This window comes from Pseudomonas sp. SYWMCR5 (assembly GCF_057197165.1).
In genome coordinates, this window is the sequence record NZ_JBXUNH010000008.1 from 39548 (window position 1) to 58496 (window position 18949).

Annotated in this window: 14 protein-coding genes; 9 read left to right on the forward strand and 5 right to left on the reverse strand. The window is 63.5% G+C overall.

Annotated elements, in window-relative coordinates:
- Positions 1-75: 75 nt before the first annotated feature.
- Positions 76-2949 (forward strand): aminomethyl-transferring glycine dehydrogenase, encoded by a 2874-nt coding sequence (gcvP, locus tag AC2CGW_RS19730; RefSeq protein WP_186710835.1) that lies wholly within the window; start codon positions 76-78, stop codon positions 2947-2949.
- 77 nt (positions 2950-3026) lie between these two features.
- Here gcvP and AC2CGW_RS19735 read toward each other — a convergent pair whose 3' ends face one another.
- The 3 genes from AC2CGW_RS19735 to AC2CGW_RS19745 form a co-directional block, all read right to left on the reverse strand.
- Positions 3027-3341, reverse strand: coding sequence for a DUF2388 domain-containing protein (locus AC2CGW_RS19735; protein WP_054894995.1), 315 nt, complete (start codon positions 3339-3341; stop codon positions 3027-3029).
- Positions 3342-3432: 91 nt separating this feature from the next.
- Positions 3433-5112 (reverse strand): GspE/PulE family protein, encoded by a 1680-nt coding sequence (locus AC2CGW_RS19740; protein ID WP_484574476.1) that lies wholly within the window; start codon positions 5110-5112, stop codon positions 3433-3435.
- A 101-nt stretch (positions 5113-5213) separates the two neighbouring features.
- Positions 5214-5540 (reverse strand): hypothetical protein, encoded by a 327-nt coding sequence (locus AC2CGW_RS19745; RefSeq protein ID WP_065862344.1) that lies wholly within the window; start codon positions 5538-5540, stop codon positions 5214-5216.
- 126 nt (positions 5541-5666) lie between these two features.
- On the opposite strand from AC2CGW_RS19745, the gene AC2CGW_RS19750 reads away from it, so the two are divergent.
- Complete coding sequence (locus AC2CGW_RS19750) at positions 5667-6137, forward strand: Lrp/AsnC family transcriptional regulator (protein WP_186665468.1); 471 nt, start codon at positions 5667-5669, stop codon at positions 6135-6137.
- A gap of 60 nt (positions 6138-6197) precedes the next feature.
- On the opposite strand, the gene AC2CGW_RS19755 is transcribed toward AC2CGW_RS19750, so the two are convergent.
- A complete protein-coding gene (locus AC2CGW_RS19755; RefSeq protein ID WP_186665469.1) occupies positions 6198-7577 on the reverse strand; it encodes a CYTH domain-containing protein in 1380 nt (459 codons plus the stop codon).
- A gap of 104 nt (positions 7578-7681) precedes the next feature.
- Here AC2CGW_RS19755 and argE point away from each other — a divergent pair, with 104 nt between their 5' ends.
- Together argE and argA are read left to right on the forward strand one after the other, a co-directional pair.
- The gene (gene argE, locus AC2CGW_RS19760) at positions 7682-8824 is read left to right on the forward strand and encodes an acetylornithine deacetylase (protein WP_186710831.1); all 1143 of its coding nucleotides are present in this window, start codon (positions 7682-7684) and stop codon (positions 8822-8824) included.
- Positions 8825-8949: 125 nt separating this feature from the next.
- A complete protein-coding gene (argA, locus tag AC2CGW_RS19765) occupies positions 8950-10248 on the forward strand; it encodes an amino-acid N-acetyltransferase (RefSeq protein ID WP_186665472.1) in 1299 nt (432 codons plus the stop codon).
- A 151-nt stretch (positions 10249-10399) separates the two neighbouring features.
- Here the strand turns inward: argA and AC2CGW_RS19770 are convergent, their stop codons facing one another.
- Complete coding sequence (locus AC2CGW_RS19770; RefSeq protein WP_186665474.1) at positions 10400-11776, reverse strand: glutamine synthetase family protein; 1377 nt, start codon at positions 11774-11776, stop codon at positions 10400-10402.
- Positions 11777-12444: 668 nt separating this feature from the next.
- Here AC2CGW_RS19770 and AC2CGW_RS19775 point away from each other — a divergent pair.
- The 5 genes from AC2CGW_RS19775 (at position 12445) to AC2CGW_RS19795 (ending at position 18949) form a co-directional block, all read left to right on the forward strand.
- Positions 12445-13803 (forward strand): glutamine synthetase family protein, encoded by a 1359-nt coding sequence (locus AC2CGW_RS19775; protein WP_054894987.1) that lies wholly within the window; start codon positions 12445-12447, stop codon positions 13801-13803.
- Between the two features lie 48 nt (positions 13804-13851).
- Positions 13852-15213: an aspartate aminotransferase family protein gene (locus AC2CGW_RS19780; RefSeq protein WP_186665477.1), complete on the forward strand. Its 1362-nt coding sequence runs from the start codon at positions 13852-13854 to the stop codon at positions 15211-15213.
- 169 nt (positions 15214-15382) lie between these two features.
- Positions 15383-16480: a polyamine ABC transporter substrate-binding protein gene (locus AC2CGW_RS19785; RefSeq protein WP_288376384.1), complete on the forward strand. Its 1098-nt coding sequence runs from the start codon at positions 15383-15385 to the stop codon at positions 16478-16480.
- Positions 16481-16642: 162 nt separating this feature from the next.
- Entirely contained in the window at positions 16643-17737 is a 1095-nt protein-coding gene (locus AC2CGW_RS19790) for a polyamine ABC transporter substrate-binding protein (protein ID WP_063541738.1), read from the forward strand.
- Between the two features lie 69 nt (positions 17738-17806).
- A complete protein-coding gene (locus tag AC2CGW_RS19795; protein WP_054894983.1) occupies positions 17807-18949 on the forward strand; it encodes an ABC transporter ATP-binding protein in 1143 nt (380 codons plus the stop codon).

Genomic DNA, 18949 nt, shown 5'->3' on the forward strand with positions numbered 1-18949 from the left:
TTTTCCGCAACATCGTCGATCCCTTCCTAGACTTGTAAGTCTCCACGAGAACTGGTCCAGGAAGAGAAGATCGCCATGTCCCAGTCGCCATCCCTGCAGCAACTGCAAGTGCCCAACCCTTTTCTGCAGCGCCATCTGGGCCCCGATGCCAGCGAGCAGAGCGCCATGCTCGCGGCCCTGGGCGTTGCCAGTCGCGATGCCCTGATCGAGCAGACTGTCCCGCCAGGTATCCGCTTTGGTCGCCCGCTTGACCTGCCCCCCGCCCTCGACGAGCAGGCGGCCCTGGCCAGGCTGGCCGGATACGCCGGGCAGAACCAGGTGTGGACCAGCCTGATCGGCATGGGCTATCACGGCACCGTCACGCCAACCGTCATCCTGCGCAACGTGCTGGAAAACCCTGGTTGGTACACGGCCTATACACCCTATCAGCCCGAGATCGCCCAGGGCCGCCTCGAGGCGCTGCTCAACTTCCAGCAGATGATCATCGACCTCAGTGGCCTGCCGCTGGCCAACGCCTCGCTGCTCGATGAGGCGACGGCCGCCGCCGAGGCCATGGCCCTGGCCAAGCGGGTTGCACGCAGCAAGAGCAATGCGTTTTTCGCCGACGAGCACTGCCACCCCCAGACGCTCTCGGTCTTGCGAACCCGTGCCGAAGGTTTCGGCTTCGAGCTGATCGTCGATTCGCTGGAAAACCTCGGCAAGCACTCGGTGTTCGGCGCGCTGCTGCAGTACCCCGACACCCATGGCGAGGTCCGCGACCTGCGGCCGCTGATCGAGCACCTGCATGGCCAGCAGGCGCTGGCGTGCGTTGCCGCCGACCTGTTGAGCCTGGTGGTGCTGACGCCGCCTGGAGAAACCGGGGCCGACGTGGTGCTTGGGTCGAGCCAGCGCTTCGGTGTGCCGATGGGCTATGGCGGGCCTCATGCTGCGTATTTCGCCTGTCGTGACGACTACAAGCGGGCGATGCCTGGGCGCATCATCGGCGTGTCCCGCGATGCCCGTGGCAACACCGCCCTGCGCATGGCCCTGCAGACCCGCGAGCAACACATCCGCCGCGAGAAGGCCAACTCCAACATCTGCACCGCCCAGGTGTTGCTGGCCAATATCGCCGGCTTCTACGCCGTCTACCATGGGCCCGACGGCCTGCGGCGCATTGCCCAGCGTGTGCAGCGCCTGACCCAGATCCTGGCGGCCGGGCTGCAGGCCAAGGGCATCAAGCGCCTCAACCAGCACTTCTTCGACACCCTCACCCTCGACGTGGGCGGCACCCAGGCCGCGATCATCGAAAGTGCCGAAGAGGCGCGCATCAACCTGCGCATCCTAGGGCGCGGGCACCTGGGCGTGAGCCTGGACGAGACCTGTGACGAAGCGACGGTACTCAAGCTGTTCGACGTCTTCCTTGGTGTCGACCATGGGCTGGACGTCGCCACCCTCGACCAGCAGCCCCTGCCCCCGGCAGTGCCGGACACTCTGCTGCGCAGCACGCCGCTGCTCGAACACCCGGTGTTCAACCTGCACCACAGCGAAACCGAGATGCTGCGTTACCTCAAGCAGCTGGAGAACAAGGACCTGGCGCTGAACCAGTCGATGATCCCGCTGGGCTCGTGCACCATGAAGCTCAACGCCACCAGCGAGATGATCCCCATCACCTGGCCTGGCTTCGCCCTGCTGCATCCCTTCGCACCGGCCGCACAGGTGCAGGGCTACAAGGCGATGATCGACGAGCTGGAGGCTTGGCTGTGCGCGATCACCGGGTTCGATGCGATCTGCATGCAGCCCAACTCCGGCGCCCAGGGTGAATATGCCGGGCTGATGGCCATCACCCGTTATCACCGCAGCCGTCATCAACCGCAGCGCACCCTGTGCCTGATTCCGTCGTCGGCCCATGGCACCAACCCGGCGTCGGCGCAGATGGCGGGCATGGAGGTGGTGATCGTCGACTGCGACGAGGCGGGCAATGTCGACCTCGATGATCTCAAGGCCAAGGCGCGCCAAGCCGGGGATCGATTGTCGTGCCTGATGGTCACCTACCCCTCGACCCATGGGGTGTACGAGGAGGGCATTCGCGAAATCTGCGAGGTGGTCCATCAACAGGGCGGGCAGGTGTACATGGACGGCGCCAACCTCAACGCCCAGGTGGGCCTGGCGCGCCCGGCGGATATCGGTGCCGACGTCTCGCACATGAACCTGCACAAGACCTTCTGCATCCCTCACGGCGGTGGTGGGCCGGGCATGGGGCCGATCGGGGTGCGGGCGCACCTGAAGCCTTTCGTCGCCAGCCATCCGGTGGTGCCTGTAGCGGGCCTGGACCCGAACAACAGCGCTGTCAGCGCAGCGCCCTGGGGCAGTGCCAGTATCTTGCCGATCAGCTGGATGTATATCGCCCTGATGGGGCCGCAACTGGCCGATGCCAGCGAGGTGGCGATCCTCAGCGCCAACTACCTGGCCAGTCGCCTGGCGGGGGCCTTTCCGGTGCTCTATCGCGGACGTAACCAGCGGGTCGCCCATGAATGCATCCTCGACCTGCGTCCGCTCAAGGCGCAGACCGGGATCACCGAGGAGGACGTGGCGAAGCGCCTGATGGACTATGGCTTCCATGCGCCGACCATGTCGTTCCCGGTGCCGGGCACGCTGATGGTCGAGCCGACCGAGAGTGAGTCGAAGGCGGAGCTGGACCGCTTTGTCGAGGCGATGCTGGCGATCCGTGACGAGATCGCTCAGGTGCAGGAGGGCAACTGGCCGGCGGACGATAACCCGCTCAAGCATGCGCCGCACACGCTGGCCGATGTACTGGGGCCCTGGGATCGGCCCTATGGTCTGGAGCAGGCGGTCGCACCCAGTGCGCATGTGCGCTTGCACAAGTACTGGCCGGCGGTGAACCGGGTGGACAACGTGTACGGCGATCGCAACCTGTTCTGTGCTTGCGTGCCGGTGGACGCGTATCGCTGAGCCCGGGCCTGCTGTGGAGGCGGTGCTGCGCGGGTCTGTGCGCGCAGCCCGCTCCCGCAGCGGGCGTCGGGTGCAGGTTACTGAGCGGTGAGGTTACGGGCCAGGATTGCGTTGGCCAGTTCCATGTCGCTGGCCTGGACACCAGGGTTGTCGGCGCGCACCTGACGCATCGCCGCTTCCAGGTAAGGGCCGCGGATCGATCCTTCGCTCGCCACGAAGCTGCCGGCATCGTCCTGGGCGGCCGCGACGAGCTTGTGGTCCTTGAACGTCAGGTAGGTGGAACCGGTGGTCGCACCGGACGAAATGACGTTGCGCCAGAAGCCGTCGGCCATGGCGGAGCCGATCGGCAGGGACAGCAGGGCAGCAGCCGCAATGGCGGTTTTGAAACGCATGTGAATTACCTCGAACGATGAGGGCGGGTGATGCGAGTTTGGATCGCCGCGCGGGCCGCAAGTTCCTTTGCACGCTGCGTATGCCGGGCGCTCAGGCACATACCCGCAGGACTTCTTCCAGGCTGGTCAGGCCCCTGGCCACCCGGTCTTCACCGCAGCGGCGCAGCTCGCGCATGCCCTGTGCCAGAGCCTGCTGGCGCAGGCTGGCAAGGTCGCTGCCCGGGCCAATCCGGGCTCGCAGGGCGTCGTCGAGCACGAGCAGTTCGAACAGCCCGGTGCGCCCCTGGTAACCGGTGCCGCGACAGAGGCGACACGCCGCTTCACGTGTGCCAGGACATCCCTTGCAGGCGCTGCAGAAGGTGCGTGCCAGGCGCTGGGCCATCACGCCGATCAACGTGGCCTTTATCAGGTAATCGGCCACACCCAGCTCCTGCAGGCGAGTAATTGCGCTGCAGGCGTCGTTGGTGTGCAGGGTCGATAGCACCAGGTGTCCGGTCAGCGCTGCTTGCACCGCCACCTGGGCGGTTTCGCGGTCGCGTATCTCGCCGATCATGATGATGTCCGGGTCCTGGCGCAGCAGAGCGCGCACGCCGTTGGCAAAGCCGAGGTCGAGGCTGGGTTGGACCTGCAACTGATTGAAGCCGGGCTCCAGGCGCTCGATCGGATCTTCGATGGTGCACAGGTTGACCTGTGGCGTAGCCAGGTGCTTGAGGCTGGCGTAGAGCGTGCTGGTCTTGCCCGAGCCGGTGGGGCCGGTGAGCAGAATGATGCCTTGGCGTTTTGCCAACAGCGCGTGCCACTGACCCAGCAAGCTCCCTTCGAGCCCCAGGCGCTCCAAGTCTTCGTGCAGCTGTTCGGGGTCGAAGAGGCGCAACACCAGTTTTTCGCCGAACGGTGTCGGCAGGGTCGACAGGCGCAGCTCCACCTGCGCGTTGCCGGGCAGGCGGCTTTTCAGGCGTCCATCCTGTGGGCGGCGTTTCTCGGCGACATCCATGCGCCCCAGGTGCTTGAGGCGGCTGACCAGCGCCAGGACCACGCTGGCCGGAAACAGGTAGACCGTATGCAGCAGGCCGTCGATACGGTAGCGCAGGCGGCCCTCGTCGCGCTGCGGCTCGAGATGGATATCGCTGGCGCGCTGCTCGATGGCGTACTGCAGCAGCCAATCGACGATATGCACGATGTGGGCATCGTCGGCGCTGATGGCGCCGCCGCGCCCACCGAGCTCCAGCAACTGCTCAAGTTCGCCCAGGCTTGCCCGCTGCTGCTGGTGGGCGCCCTGTACGGATCGCGACAGGCGCTGGAACGTGTCGCCAAGCTGGCGCAGTTGTACAGGGCTGGCCAGCACCCGGCGAATCGGCTGGCCGAGGCTGCGGCTCAGGTCGGCTTCCCACTCGCGTTGGTAGGGTTGTGCGCTGGCCACCGTAACACCGGTCGCGTCCATGGCCACGGCAAGGATGCCGTGGCGCTGGGCGAAGGCGGGGGAGATCAGGCCGGCGACGTGGGCCAGATCGACCTGCAACGGGTCCAGGCGCAGGAAGGGTTGGCCGACGCTGTCGGCGAGCCATTGGCAAAGGGTGTCGAGGTCCAGCGTATGGCCGGGGCGCAGGCGGTCGCTCAGGGCGAGGCTGGCAAGGATTTCGAGAGGATGGCCAGGGTGGCTGGGGGCCTGTTCGAGTGCACGCAGGGCGTCGCTGGGGGCCAGGCGATGTTCGGCGAGCAGCCTGTCGAGAAGGCGCTTGAGGTCGAGGCTGTCATCTTGAGTGTTGTGCATGGCGGCGTCCTTGCCGAGGCTGCTGAAAGGCCCAGGCAAGGGTAGCTGCACAGCGGGGCAGTGCCTTGGCGAAGGCGTTTCTGGATCTTGCGGGGCAGATGTCAGCCCGCCGCCACCTCAGACAGTTTCGGCACGCTTTCCAGAAAGACCTCGCCGACACACACCAGGTTACGCATCTTCTGCGCGATCACCCCGGCGCGGTGCCAACTGAGGCCGTCGATACCGATCTCCAGCTCCAGCAGGTCGTCGCGCTGGCACACCTGCACGCTGTGCGGCGTGAGGAACTGCAGGGCGAAGAGGTTGAGTACCCGGCACAGGCTGTCCGGCTCGGCCTCGATGTCGAGGCGGTAGCGGACCTCGCCATGCAGGGCGCTGGCGGCCCAGGCGTCGCTACGGGGCTGAGGGGTGTGCCGTTCGAGTGCATTCATGGAGCGTCTCCTTCGATGTGGAGAAATTCTCGCAGGTCGAAACCGGCATTTCTTCGCTATGATTCACCTGGTTTTGTGGTTTGGCGAATAATAATTGTCGCATTGGTAGGCTTTGGAGAATTGATCATGCAAAGCGAGTTGGATGCCTACGACCGACGCATCCTTGAACTGCTGCAGGAGGATGCGTCGTTGTCCAGCGCGCAGATCGCCGAACGTGTCGGGCTGTCGCAGTCGCCGTGCTGGCGTCGGATACAGCGCCTGAAGGATGAAGGGGTGATTCGCGGCCAGGTCACCTTGCTGGACCGCAAGAAGGTCGGGCTGAACACGCAAATCTTCGCCGAGGTGAAACTCAACGCGCACGGGCGGTCGAACTTCACCGAATTCACCGAGGCGATCCGCGGCTTTCCGGAAGTGCTGGAGTGTTATGTGCTGATGGGGGCGGTCGACTTCCTGCTGCGTATCGTCACCTCGGACATCGAGGCCTACGAGCGGTTCTTCTTCGAGAAGTTGTCGAACGTACCAGGGATACAGGAAGTGAACTCGATCGTGGCGCTGTCGGAAATCAAGTCCACCACCTGCCTGCCGCTATCGAGGTGAGGCCTTCGCGGGTACATCGGTTCGGTGCCCCGATATACCCGCGAAGCAGCTGACGCGGTCTTACACCTTGAGCAGGTGCTTCCAGGCGCGGCTTTGGTCGATGGCGCGGGCCTGCTCGATGCGGGCTTCGAACAGTTCGCCCGACTGCTCTTCGGCCAGCGGCTGCTCGGCCAGTTCGTGCAGCTTCTTCAGATCGCCGTACAGGCGGTCCAGTTGCGGCACTTCCAGCACCTGGCGGGCGTGGTGCAGCCAGGTCAGCAACTGCTCGATGCGCGGCAACTGTTCACCCAGATCCTCCGGGCGCTGGGTGTACAGCGGCAGCTTCAGCGCGCGGCCTTCTTCACCCAGCTGGTGGTGCAGCCAGCTGGCCAGTTGCGCCTTGCCCTGGCGCTCACCGCGGCCCTTGCGCTCGACGGTCCAGGCGCGCGCCAGCAGCCAGCGCGAGGTTTCCAGTGAGAACTGGCCCCAGCGCGTGTCTTCCAGCTCTTCGGCGAACTGCTCGGGTGCGGCGCGGCGGATGTCTTCGTCGTCGTTGCCGGCCTGTACCAGTGGGCGCCAGTCTTCGAGCAGGGCGTCGAGGCGGCTGCGCAGGTCACGGGTGGTGGCCCGTGGCGCGGCCTGGCCCAGGCTGCTGGTGAGGGCGCGCAGCTCTGCCAGGCACTGCACCCATTCCTGCAGCAGGCGCCAGTGGCCGTTATGACGGTACTGTTCGGCCAGGCGCTGGCTGCTGCCCAGCAGTTGCCAGGCGAGCGCGGTGTAGGCGTCGTCCACGGCCATTTCGGCGTCCAGCTCGGTGTGTGGCAGGCTCAGCTCGTAGCTGTCGGGATCGAGCAGACGATAGCCCCGCTCGGCCTTGCTGATGTCGCAGGGCATCAAGGCCAGCGTGGCGGACAGCTCGGCGGCCAGCTCCAGCAGAGCTTCCGGGGCGCCTTCACGCAGCTCCAGTTCGAGCTCGCAGATTTCTTCCTTGCGTTTGCCGGCGATCACGAAGCCTTGGTCGAGCGCGGCTTCGATCACCACCTTGGCCTTGCCGCGACCCCAGGAGATCTCGGCGTATTCGCGGGTGAAATCGGTGGTGAACAATGGCTTGATGGTTTTCTTGTCCAGCTCGGCCAATTGCTCGGGCCAGCAGCTGGCGTCGAGTTTCTTCAGGTCCAGCTTGACCTTGTCCAGGTACCACTCGTACTCGTTGCGCTCGGACAGGCCGGCAACGCTCTGCCCACGGCATTTGAGGGTCTGGATGATGACCTCGCCGTCGCGGCGCAGGCGCAGGGCGACGCGGGCTGCAGAGAGCTCGCGGTCGGGGGTGTCGAAGTACTGGTTGAGCAGTTCGCGGGTCTGCCAGCCGGACTTGTTGCGCTTCTTCAGCAAGGGGTGCTCGCGCAGGGCGGCAAGGGTCTCGCGGCTGGCGCGGAGCTTGAGTTCGGTTTCTTTGTGCATCGCTGGCTCGAAGGAAGGCGTGGTTGGCGGAGAGTCTACAGGAGTTGCCCTGCCAAGGGACGGCATTGCTATGATGACCCCCATGCTTTACGAGGAGTCCGTGCATGCCGTTGCCATCGCTCAAAGACCAGTTCGCCGCCCTGATCGCCGCCCCCTCGGTCAGCTGCACCCAGGCCGCATTGGACCAGTCCAACCGTCAGGTCATCGACCTGCTCGCCAACTGGCTGGGCGATCTGGGTTTCCGTTGCGAGATCCAGGAGATCACTCCAGGCAAGTTCAACCTGCTCGCCAGCCGCGGTACCGGCCCGGGCGGCCTGGTGCTGGCCGGCCACAGCGATACGGTGCCGTTCGATCCGCAGTTGTGGAGCAGCGACCCGCTGAAACTCACCGAAGTGGATGGCCGCTGGATCGGGCTGGGCAGTTGCGACATGAAGGGCTTCTTCGCCCTGGTGATCGAGGCGGTGATCCCGCTGCTGGAGCACGATTTCAAGCAGCCGCTGCTGATCCTCGCCACCTGCGATGAAGAAAGCTCGATGTCCGGTGCCCGCGCCCTGGCCGAAGCCGGGCAACCGCTGGGCCGGGCGGCAGTGATCGGCGAACCCACTGGGCTGAAGCCGATCCGCATGCACAAGGGCATCCTCATGGACCGCATCGATATTCTCGGGCGCAGCGGCCATTCGTCGGATCCAAGCCTGGGCCACAGTGCCCTGGAGGCCATGCACGCGGTGATGGGCGAGCTGATGGGCCTGCGCCAGCAGTGGCAGCAGACCTACCGCAATCCGCAATTCACCGTGCCCACGCCGACGATGAACTTCGGCTGCATCCATGGCGGCGACAACCCCAATCGCATCTGTGGCCAGTGCGCCCTGGAGTTCGACCTGCGCCCGTTGCCAGGGATGGACGTGGAGCAACTGCGTGCGGCGATCCGCGCGAAGCTGACGCCCGTGGCCGAGCGCCATGAAGTGCGCATCGACTATGCGCCGCTGTTCCCCGAGGTGCCGCCGTTCGAGCAGACCGCCGATGCCGAGCTGGTGCAACTGGCCGAGCGTCTGACCGGCCATCGTGCCGAAGCGGTGGCCTTTGGCACCGAAGCGCCTTATCTTCAACAGCTGGGTTGCCAGACCATCGTGCTCGGACCCGGCGACATCGCTTGCGCCCATCAGCCGGGCGAGTACCTTGAAATGTCACGAATCGAGCCTACCGTGCGTCTATTGCGTGACCTTATCCGGCACTACTGCCTGAGCTAAAAGTCCACTGACCTGATTCGTTCCTGCCTAGAGGAGACCGCGCGTGACCGCAAGCCTGTTCCGACGATGACTTTCGAACGTTGTGCGCCTTCACCCGTCTCGTTCACTTATCCACAGGCCCTGTCATGCCCGAATACGTCAACTGGCTGCGTCATGCCTCCCCGTACATCAATGCCCATCGCGACTGCACCTTCGTGGTCATGCTCCCCGGCGATGGCGTCGAACATCCCAACTTCGGCAATATCGTCCACGACCTGGTGCTGCTGCACAGCCTGGGCGTGCGCCTGGTGCTGGTGCACGGTTCGCGCCCGCAGATCGAAAGCCGCCTGGCTGCCCGGGGCCTGACCCCGCACTACCATCATGGCCTGCGCATCACCGACGCCGCGACCCTGGAGTGCGTGATCGACGCCGTCGGCGCCCTGCGCCTGGCCATCGAAGCGCGCCTGTCGATGGATATCGCCGCATCGCCCATGCAGGGTTCGCGCCTGCGCGTGGCCTGCGGCAACCTGGTGACTGCACGGCCGATCGGCGTGCTGGAGGGTGTCGACTACCACCACACCGGCGAGGTGCGGCGCATCGACCGCAAGGGCATCAGCCGCCTGCTCGACGAGCGCTCCATCGTGCTGCTGTCGCCGCTGGGCTATTCGCCGACGGGCGAGATCTTCAACCTGGCCTGCGAAGACGTCGCCACCCGCGCAGCCATCGAGCTGGGCGCCGACAAGTTGCTGCTGTTCGGCGCCGAGCCGGGCCTGCTGGACGAAAAAGGCAAGCTGGTGCGTGAGCTGCGGCCGCAGCAGGTCCCGGCGCACTTGCAGCGCCTGGGCAGCGACTACCAGGGCGAGCTGCTCGATGCTGCCGCCGAGGCCTGCAAGGGCGGCGTGGCGCGCAGCCATATCGTCAGCTATGCCGAGGACGGTGCGCTGCTCACCGAGCTGTTCACCCGCGACGGCGGTGGCACGCTGGTAGCCCAGGAGCAGTTCGAGATCGTCCGCGAGGCGACCATCGAGGATGTCGGCGGCCTGCTGGAGCTGATCAGCCCGCTGGAAGAGCAAGGCATCCTGGTGCGCCGTTCGCGCGAGGTGCTGGAGCGGGAGATCGAGCAGTTCAGCGTGGTGGAGCGCGACGGCATGATCATCGCCTGTGCGGCGCTGTATCCGATCGCCGAGTCCGAGGCGGGCGAGCTGGCGTGTCTGGCGGTGAATCCGGAGTACCGGCATGGTGGTCGGGGGGACGATCTGCTCGAGCGTATCGAGACCCGTGCGCGGCAGTTGGGCCTCAATACCCTGTTCGTGCTGACGACCCGTACGGCGCACTGGTTCCGCGAGCGCGGGTTCCAGCCCAGTGGCGTGGAGCGCCTGCCGGCGGCGCGGGCTTCGCTGTACAACTACCAGCGCAATTCGAAGATTTTCGAGAAGTCGTTGTAGGTCAGTACCGGCCCTATCGCGGGACAAGCCCGCTCCCACAGGTACTGCAGAGATCTCAAGACCGATGCAGAGCCTGTGGGAGCGGGCTTGTCCCGCGATAGGGCTGGCCAGGTCCAATGAAAAACGCCGCCCCTGAGGGCGGCGTTTTCGTTTACACGGTATGCAGGTACCAGTTGTACTCGAGGTCGGAGATCGAGTGTTCGAACTCCTCCAGCTCGCTCTCCTTGCACGCGACGAAGATGTCGATGTACTTCGGATCGATGTACTTGTTCAGGATCTCGCTGTCGTCCAGCTCGCGCAGGGCATCGCGCAGGTTGTTCGGCAGGCTCTGTTCCAGCTGCTCGTAGGAGTTGCCTTCGATCGGCTCACCCGGCTCGATCTTGTTGGTCAGGCCGTGGTGCACACCGGCCAGGACCGCAGCCATCATCAGGTACGGGTTGGCGTCGGCACCGGCCACGCGGTGCTCGATGCGCACGGCGTCCGGCGAGCCGGTTGGCACGCGCAGGGCCACGGTGCGGTTGTCCAGGCCCCAGCTCGGCGCGTTCGGTACGTAGAACTGCGCGCCGAAACGGCGGTACGAGTTGACGTTCGGGCAGAGGAACGCCATCGAAGCGGGCAGGGTCTCGAGCACACCGCCGACAGCGTGACGAAGCGCGGCGTTCTGCTCGGGATCCTCGCTGGTGAAGATGTTGTTGCCATCTTTGTCCAGCACGGAGATGTGTACATGCAGGCCGTTGCCAGCCTGGCCCGGGTAGGGCTTGGCCATGAAAGTGGTGTCCATTTCATGGTCGTAGGCGATGTTCTTGATCAGGCGCTTGAGCAGCACTGCATAGTCACAGGCCCTCAGCGGATCGGGCACGTGGTGCAGGTTGACCTCGAACTGCGCCGGGGCGCTTTCCTTGACGATCGCGTCGGCCGGGATACCCTGCTCCTTCGCGCCTTCGAGGATGTCCTGCAGGCAGTCGGCATACTCGTCCAGGTCGTCGATCAGGTAGACCTGGGTCGACTGCGGACGCTTGCCCGAGATCGGCGAGCGCGGCGGCTGCGGACGGCCGTTCACGTTCTCCTGGTCGATAAGGTAGAACTCCAGCTCGAACGCGGCACAGATGGTCAGGCCCATGTCGGTGAACTTGCTCACCACCTGGCGCAACACTTCACGAGGGTCGGCGAAGAACGGCTCGCCTTCGATTTCGTGCATGGTCATCAGCAGTTGCGCGGTCGGGCGCTTCTGCCAGGGTTCGTTGGAGAGGGTGCCAGGGATCGGGTAGCAGATGCGGTCGGCGTCGCCGATGTCCAGGCCGAGGCCCGTGCTTTCGACGGTCGAGCCGTTGATATCCAGGGCGAAGAGGGAGGCGGGCAGGTTGATGCCTTTCTCGTAAACCTTGTGAAGGCTCGTGCGTTCGATACGCTTGCCACGAACCACACCATTCATATCTGCAATCAGAAGGTCAACGTAGAGAACCTCAGGATGTTCCTTAAGGAACGCGTTCGCTTCGTTAAGCTGAACGGCACGCGGGGGTACCGACATGATGCAACACCTTTGTTGTTAAAAATATCAATCAAGGGGGGCTTGCAGACCCAGTCAATCGAAAAGACAAACTGATGTCAAGCCAACCTCCTGATGCCCTGAAATGGCACATCAACGGCGGATTTGCTGCATATAAGGGCATCCCATTATCCGCTAAATCTGTAGGAAAGGGCTACGGCGATGGTGGCGTATTTTATTTTTTACGGAGGTGTTGTGAAAAAAAATGAACGAGGCTAAGCTCGGTCGCAACCCATAACAGTAATAATACGAGGGTCACATGGTCCGCCAGTCGCGACCTGAAAGCGCCGCCTGCGCTGCGCAGTCAGGTATTTTCACCGCTTGCCGAAAGGCCCTCGCGCGCCTGGCCCATCCCTGGAGCAGACTGGCCGCAATAATTGACGACCGGCACAGTCAGCCCTCGCCCCGTAGCAGTTTACTGCACGCTTTTCTTCCTTCCTGCCCTTTGCTTTCGAGATCGATACGCGTTTTGCGCGTGAATCGGCTGCCGTCCTGCGCATGGGTTTTTGCTTTGGCAACATACTCCATCCAGAATCAATGCGTGGGCCTTGCCAGGCCCTGCCGCGCCGAATGCGCCGACATTGACCGACGCCAGGCGTCAGTAGCGCCCGCCCCGCAGGGGCCGGGTCAAATGACCTCCTGAGGTATTTATGAGTAACAACCTCGACCAGCTCACCGATTGGTTGAAAGAGCACAAGATCACCGAAGTCGAATGCCTGATCAGCGACCTGACCGGCATCACCCGCGGCAAGATCTCGCCGACCAACAAATTCATCGCCGAAAAGGGCATGCGCCTGCCCGAAAGCGTTTTGTTGCAAACTGTGACTGGCGACTACGTCGATGACGACATCTATTACGACCTGCTCGACCCGGCCGACATCGACATGATCTGCCGCCCCGACCAGGACGCCGTGTTCCTCGTGCCCTGGGCCATCGAGCCGACCGCCCAGGTGATCCACGACACCTACGACAAGAAGGGCAACCCGGTCGAACTGTCGCCGCGCAACGTCCTCAAGAAAGTGCTCAAGCTCTACGCCGACAAGGGCTGGCAGCCGATCGTCGCGCCAGAGATGGAGTTCTACCTGACCAAGCGCAGCGAAGACCCGGACTTCCCGCTGCAACCGCCGGTGGGCCGCTCCGGCCGTCCGGAAACTGGCCGTCAGTCGTTCTCCATCGAGGCCGCCAACGAATTCGACCCGCTGTTCGAAGACGTCTATGACTGGTGCGAACTGCAGCAGCTGGACCTCGACACGCTGATCCACGAAGACGGCACGGCGCAGATGGAGATCAACTTCCGTCACGGCGACGCGCTGCACCTGGCCGACCAGATCCTGGTGTTCAAGCGCACCATGCGCGAGGCCGCGCTCAAGCACAACGTGGCCGCGACCTTCATGGCCAAGCCTATGACCGGCGAGCCCGGCAGCGCCATGCACCTGCACCAGAGCGTGATCGACATCGCCACCGGCAAGAACATCTTCTCCAATGAAGACGGCAGCATGAGCACGCTGTTCCTGCATCACATCGGCGGCCTGCAGAAACTCATTCCCGAGGCGTTGCCGCTGTTCGCACCAAACGTCAACTCGTTCCGCCGCTTCCTGCCGGACACCTCGGCGCCCGTGAACGTGGAGTGGGGCGAAGAGAACCGTACCGTCGGCCTGCGCGTACCGGATGCCGGCCCGCAGAACCGCCGCGTGGAAAACCGCCTGCCGGGCGCCGACGCCAACCCCTACCTGGCCATCGCCGCGAGCCTGCTGTGTGGCTTCATCGGCATGGTCGAGGGCATCGAGGCCAGCGCGCCGGTCCAGGGCCGTGGCTACGAGCGGCGCAACCTGCGCCTGCCGCTGACCATCGAGGACGCCCTGGAGCGTATGGAGAACAGCCGGTCGCTGGTGCAGTACCTGGGCAAGAAGTTCATTACCGGCTACGTCGCCACCAAGCGCGCCGAGCATGAAAACTTCAAGCGCGTCATCAGTTCCTGGGAGCGCGAGTTCCTGCTGTTTGCCGTGTGATCAACCCTGGGGCCGCAGGAGCGCGGCCATCGGATAGTGGAGAAGCAGATGAGCGTCAACAACCCGCAAACCCGTGAATGGCAGAACCTGAGCGGCGAGCACCACCTGGCACCCTTCAGCGACTACAAGCAGCTGAAGGCGAAGGGGCCGCGCATCATCACCAAGGCCCAGGGTGTGCATTTGTGGGACAGCGAGGGGCACAAGATCCTCGATGGCATGGCCGGTCTGTGGTGCGTGGCGGTTGGCTATGGTCGCGAAGAACTGGTCCAGGCGGCAGAGAAGCAGATGCGCGAGCTGCCGTACTACAACCTGTTCTTCCAGACCGCTCATCCGCCGGCGCTGGAGCTGGCCAAGGCCATCACCGACGTGGCCCCCGAAGGCATGAGCCATGTGTTCTTCACCGGCTCCGGCTCCGAAGGCAACGACACCGTGCTGCGCATGGTTCGCCACTACTGGGCGCTCAAGGGCAAGCCGAACAAGCAGACGCTCATCGGCCGGGTCAACGGCTACCACGGCTCCACCGTGGCCGGCGCCAGCCTTGGCGGCATGAGCGGCATGCACGAGCAGGGCGGCCTGCCGATCCCGGGTATCGTGCACATCCCGCAGCCGTACTGGTTCGGTGAGGGCGGCGACATGACCCCGGATGAATTCGGGGTGTGGGCTGCCGAGCAGTTGGAGAAGAAGATTCTGGAAGTCGGCGAGGACAACGTCGCCGCCTTCATCGCCGAGCCGATCCAGGGCGCCGGCGGGGTGATCATTCCGCCGGACACCTACTGGCCGAAGATCAAGGAGATCCTCGCCAAGTACGACATCCTGTTCGTCGCCGACGAAGTGATCTGCGGCTTTGGCCGTACCGGCGAGTGGTTCGGCTCCGATTATTACGATCTCAAGCCTGACCTGATGACCATCGCCAAGGGCCTGACCTCCGGTTACATCCCCATGGGCGGTGTGATCGTGCGTGACAAGGTGGCCAAGGTGCTCAGCGAAGGGGGCGATTTCAACCACGGCTTCACCTACTCCGGCCACCCGGTGGCAGCGGCGGTGGGGCTGGAGAACTTGCGCATCCTGCGTGACGAGAAGATCGTCGAGCGCGCACGCACGGAAGTGGCACCGTACTTGCAAAAACGACTGCGCGAGCTGCAAGACCACCCGCTGGTGGGCGAGGTACGTGGCCTTGGCCTGCTCGGCGCAATCGAATTGGTCAAGGACAAGGCGACCCGCAGCCGTTACGAAGGCAAGGGCGTGGGCATGGTTTGCCGCAACTTCTGTTTCGACAACGGCCTGATCATGCGCGCGGTGGGCGACACCATGATCATCGCGCCGCCACTGGTGATCAGCCATGAAGAAGTGGACGAGCTGGTGGAAAAGGCGCGCAAGTGCCTGGATCTGACCCTGGAAGCGATTCGATAGGCGTTTGCTAGGCTAGCGATGTGACATTAAGTCGTTACAAGGCCCTGCTTTTGTTGAAACAGCGCCTTGTAACTTGCCAGACTAGCGGTTGTTTCAGTCGTCCGGCGCTTGCACCACGGGACCTGGCAGCTGAACAGATGGCTACTAAAAAAATTCTGGAGCATAACGCATGAAGAAAATGGGCAAGACGTTGTTGGCCGCCGCCCTGATGGGTGCCATGGCCACTGCTGTTCACGCTGAAGACAAGGTGCTGAACGTCTACAACTGGTCGGACTACATCGCTCCGGACACCATCGCCAAGTTCGAGAAGCAGACCGGCATCAAGGTCAAGTACGACGTCTTCGACAGCAACGAAACCCTGGAAGCCAAGCTGCTGGCAGGCAAGTCGGGCTACGACATCGTCGTGCCGTCCAACAACTTCCTGGCCAAGCAGATCAAGGCCGGCGTCTACGAGGAGCTCGACCGCTCCAAGCTGCCGAACTGGAAGAACCTCGACGAAGACCTGCTCAAGGCCGTTGGCGACGCCAGCGATAAAGGCAACAAGTACGCCTTCCCGTACATGTGGGGCTCCATTGGCATCGGCTACAACCCGGCCAAGGTCAAGGCCGCGCTGGGCGTGGACAAGATCGATTCGTGGGACGCCGTGTTCAAGCCCGAGAACATCGCCAAGCTCAAGAGCTGCGGCGTGAGCTTCCTCGATGCACCGACCGAAATGCTTCCGGCCGCGCTGCATTACCTGGGCAAGCCGACCGACAGCACCACCAAGGAAGACCTCAAGGCGGCCGAGGACCTGTTCCTGAAGATCCGTCCTTCGATCACCTACTTCCACTCCTCCAAGTACATCGGCGACCTGGCCAACGGCAACATCTGCGTGGCCGTCGGCTACTCGGGTGACCTGGAGCAGTCCAAGGCCCGCGCCCACGAAGCCGGCGACAAGGTCAAGCTGGACTACATCATTCCGAAAGAAGGCGCTGGCACCTTCTACGACATGGTCGCCATCCCGAAAGATGCCGAGCATAAAGATGCTGCCTACCAGTTCATGAACTTCCTGCTGCAACCGGAAATCATGGCCGAGATCACCAACGCCGTGCGCTTCCCGAACGGTAACAAGGCCGCGACCCAGTTCGTCGACAAGGACATCACCAGCGACCCGAGCATCTATCCGCCAGCGGAAGTGAAGAAGCATCTGTACGCGATCGCCGCCCCTGAAGCGGCCGCCCAGCGTTTGATCACCCGTAGCTGGACCAAGATCAAGTCGGGCAAGTAAGCCCTGTGCGGGGCTCTCTGGGCCGGGGTTTTCCGGCCCAGGGGGCATAAACCTCGATTGTTGATTGCGACATCCCAGCCACGCAGGTAAGTTGCGCGCCGGTTTTGCGTGTACGGCTGCTCCCAGCCGCCACCGAAGGCTCTGATTGTGAGGACCAACCACTTGTCTATTTCTGTATTGCGCAAGGCCATGATGGCTGGAGCAGGTCTGACGCTGGCCTGCAGCGTTCAAGCGGCGCCCACGGTGCACTTCTACAACTGGTCCGACTATGTCGGCCCGACCACGCTCGCGGACTTCGAGAAAGAGACGGGCATCAAGCCCGTGCAGGATGTCTTCGACTCCAACGAAACCCTGGAAGGCAAGCTGCTGGCCGGCAACACCGGCTATGACGTGGTGGTGCCGTCCAACCATTTCCTCGGCAAGCAGATCAAGGCGGGCGCGTTCCAGAAGCTCGACAAGCATCTGCTGCCCAATTATTCCAACCTGGACCCAGCGCTGATGAAGCGGCTGGAAAAGAACGATCCGGGCAACCAGTACGCCGTGCCTTACCTGTGGGGCACCAACGGCATCGGCTACAACGTCGACAAGGTCAAGGCCACGCTGGGCGTGGACAAGATCGACTCCTGGGCGGTGCTGTTCGAACCCGAGAACATGAAGAAGCTCTCCAAGTGCGGTGTGGCCTTCCTCGACTCGGCGGACGAGATGCTCCCGGCGGTGCTCAACTACATGGGGCTCAACCCCAACAGCACCGATCCCAAGGATTACGCCAAGGCCGAGAAGAAGCTGCTGGCGGTACGTCCGTACGTGACCTACTTCCACTCCTCCAAGTACATCACCGACCTTGCCAATGGCGACATCTGCGTCGCGGCAGGCTTCTCCGGCGATGTCTTCCAGGCCAAGGCCCGTGCTGAAGAAGCCAAGAAGGGCGTGAACCTGGCCTACGCCATTCCCAAGGAAGGCGGCAACCTCTGGTTCGACGTGCTGGCGATTCCCAAGGACGCCAAGAACGTGAAAGAGGCCCACGCCTTCATCAACTATTTGCTGAAACCTGAGGTTATCGCCCAGGTCAGTGATTACGTCGGTTATGCCAACCCCAACCCCAAGGCTGGCGACCTGATGGACCAGGCTGTGAGAACTGACGCCGCGGTTTACCCACCGCAGGAAGTGCTGGACAAGATGTTCGTCAACGCGGAGTTGCCCCCCAAGGTGCAACGTCTGATGACCCGCAGCTGGACCAAGGTCAAGTCGGGCAAGTAAAAATCCAGACCCGACGTGGCCCTGCACGCAGGCCGCTCGGGCACAAAAATCTTGTTGGGAGTTTCACTCATGGCAGTTGCCTCCGGTGCCTATAAGAAAGCCCTCGAGGGTGACCAGCAGCCCAAGCAGGTGCTGGTCAAGATCGACCGGGTCACGAAGAAGTTCGACGAAACCATCGCCGTGGACGATGTGTCCCTGGAAATCCGCAAGGGCGAGATCTTCGCCCTGCTGGGCGGCTCCGGTTCCGGCAAGTCCACCTTGCTGCGGATGCTTGCAGGCTTCGAGCGTCCGACCGAAGGTCGGATCTTCCTCGATGGTGTCGACATCACCGACATGCCGCCCTACGAGCGGCCGATCAACATGATGTTCCAGTCCTACGCGCTGTTCCCGCACATGACCGTGGCGCAGAACATCGCCTTCGGCCTGCAGCAGGACAAGATGCCCAAGGCCGACATCGAAGCCCGCGTGGCCGAGATGCTCAAGCTGGTGCACATGACCCAGTACGCCAAGCGCAAGCCGCACCAGCTCTCCGGTGGTCAGCGTCAGCGTGTGGCCCTGGCCCGCTCGCTTGCCAAGCGTCCGAAACTGCTGCTGCTCGACGAGCCGATGGGCGCGCTGGACAAGAAACTGCGTTCGCAGATGCAGCTGGAGCTGGTCGAGATCATCGAGCGGGTCGGTGTGACCTGCGTGATGGTGACCCACGACCAGGAAGAGGCCATGACCATGGCCCAGCGCATCGCCATCATGCACCTGGGCTGGATCGCCCAGATCGGCTCGCCTGTGGATATCTACGAGACGCCAACCAGCCGCCTGGTGTGCGAGTTCATCGGCAACGTCAACCTGTTCGAAGGTGAAGTGATCGACGACGCCGAAGGCCACGCGCTGATCGCCTCGCCGGAGCTCGAGCGCAAGATCTACGTCGGCCACGGTGTCACCACCTCGGTCGAGGACAAGCACATCACCTACGCGCTGCGCCCAGAGAAGTTGCTGGTGACGACGACGCAACCCGATTTCGAGCACAACTGGTCGCGCGGCAAGGTCCACGACATCGCCTACCTGGGCGGTCACTCGGTGTTCTACGTCGAGCTGCCGAGCGGCAAGATCGTCCAGTCGTTCGTCGCCAACGCCGAACGCCAGGGCGCGCGCCCGACCTGGGGCGATGAAGTCTACGTGTGGTGGGAAGACGACAGCGGCGTGGTACTGCGCTCATGA

What these genes read in the sequence shown, in the direction of transcription:
- AC2CGW_RS19740 (WP_484574476.1), bottom strand. Translation starts at nt 5,112, where the DNA reads ATGCACAACACTCAAGATGACAGCCTCGACCTCAAGCGCCTTCTCGAC.
- AC2CGW_RS19785 (WP_288376384.1), top strand. Translation starts at nt 15,383, where the DNA reads ATGAAGAAAATGGGCAAGACGTTGTTGGCCGCCGCCCTGATGGGTGCC.
- AC2CGW_RS19775 (WP_054894987.1), top strand. Translation starts at nt 12,445, where the DNA reads ATGAGTAACAACCTCGACCAGCTCACCGATTGGTTGAAAGAGCACAAG.
- AC2CGW_RS19780 (WP_186665477.1), top strand. Translation starts at nt 13,852, where the DNA reads ATGAGCGTCAACAACCCGCAAACCCGTGAATGGCAGAACCTGAGCGGC.
- AC2CGW_RS19755 (WP_186665469.1), bottom strand. Translation starts at nt 7,577, where the DNA reads ATGCACAAAGAAACCGAACTCAAGCTCCGCGCCAGCCGCGAGACCCTT.
- argE (WP_186710831.1), top strand. Translation starts at nt 7,682, where the DNA reads ATGCCGTTGCCATCGCTCAAAGACCAGTTCGCCGCCCTGATCGCCGCC.
- gcvP (WP_186710835.1), top strand. Translation starts at nt 76, where the DNA reads ATGTCCCAGTCGCCATCCCTGCAGCAACTGCAAGTGCCCAACCCTTTT.
- AC2CGW_RS19770 (WP_186665474.1), bottom strand. Translation starts at nt 11,776, where the DNA reads ATGTCGGTACCCCCGCGTGCCGTTCAGCTTAACGAAGCGAACGCGTTC.
- AC2CGW_RS19795 (WP_054894983.1), top strand. Translation starts at nt 17,807, where the DNA reads ATGGCAGTTGCCTCCGGTGCCTATAAGAAAGCCCTCGAGGGTGACCAG.
- AC2CGW_RS19750 (WP_186665468.1), top strand. Translation starts at nt 5,667, where the DNA reads ATGCAAAGCGAGTTGGATGCCTACGACCGACGCATCCTTGAACTGCTG.
- AC2CGW_RS19735 (WP_054894995.1), bottom strand. Translation starts at nt 3,341, where the DNA reads ATGCGTTTCAAAACCGCCATTGCGGCTGCTGCCCTGCTGTCCCTGCCG.
- AC2CGW_RS19745 (WP_065862344.1), bottom strand. Translation starts at nt 5,540, where the DNA reads ATGAATGCACTCGAACGGCACACCCCTCAGCCCCGTAGCGACGCCTGG.
- argA (WP_186665472.1), top strand. Translation starts at nt 8,950, where the DNA reads ATGCCCGAATACGTCAACTGGCTGCGTCATGCCTCCCCGTACATCAAT.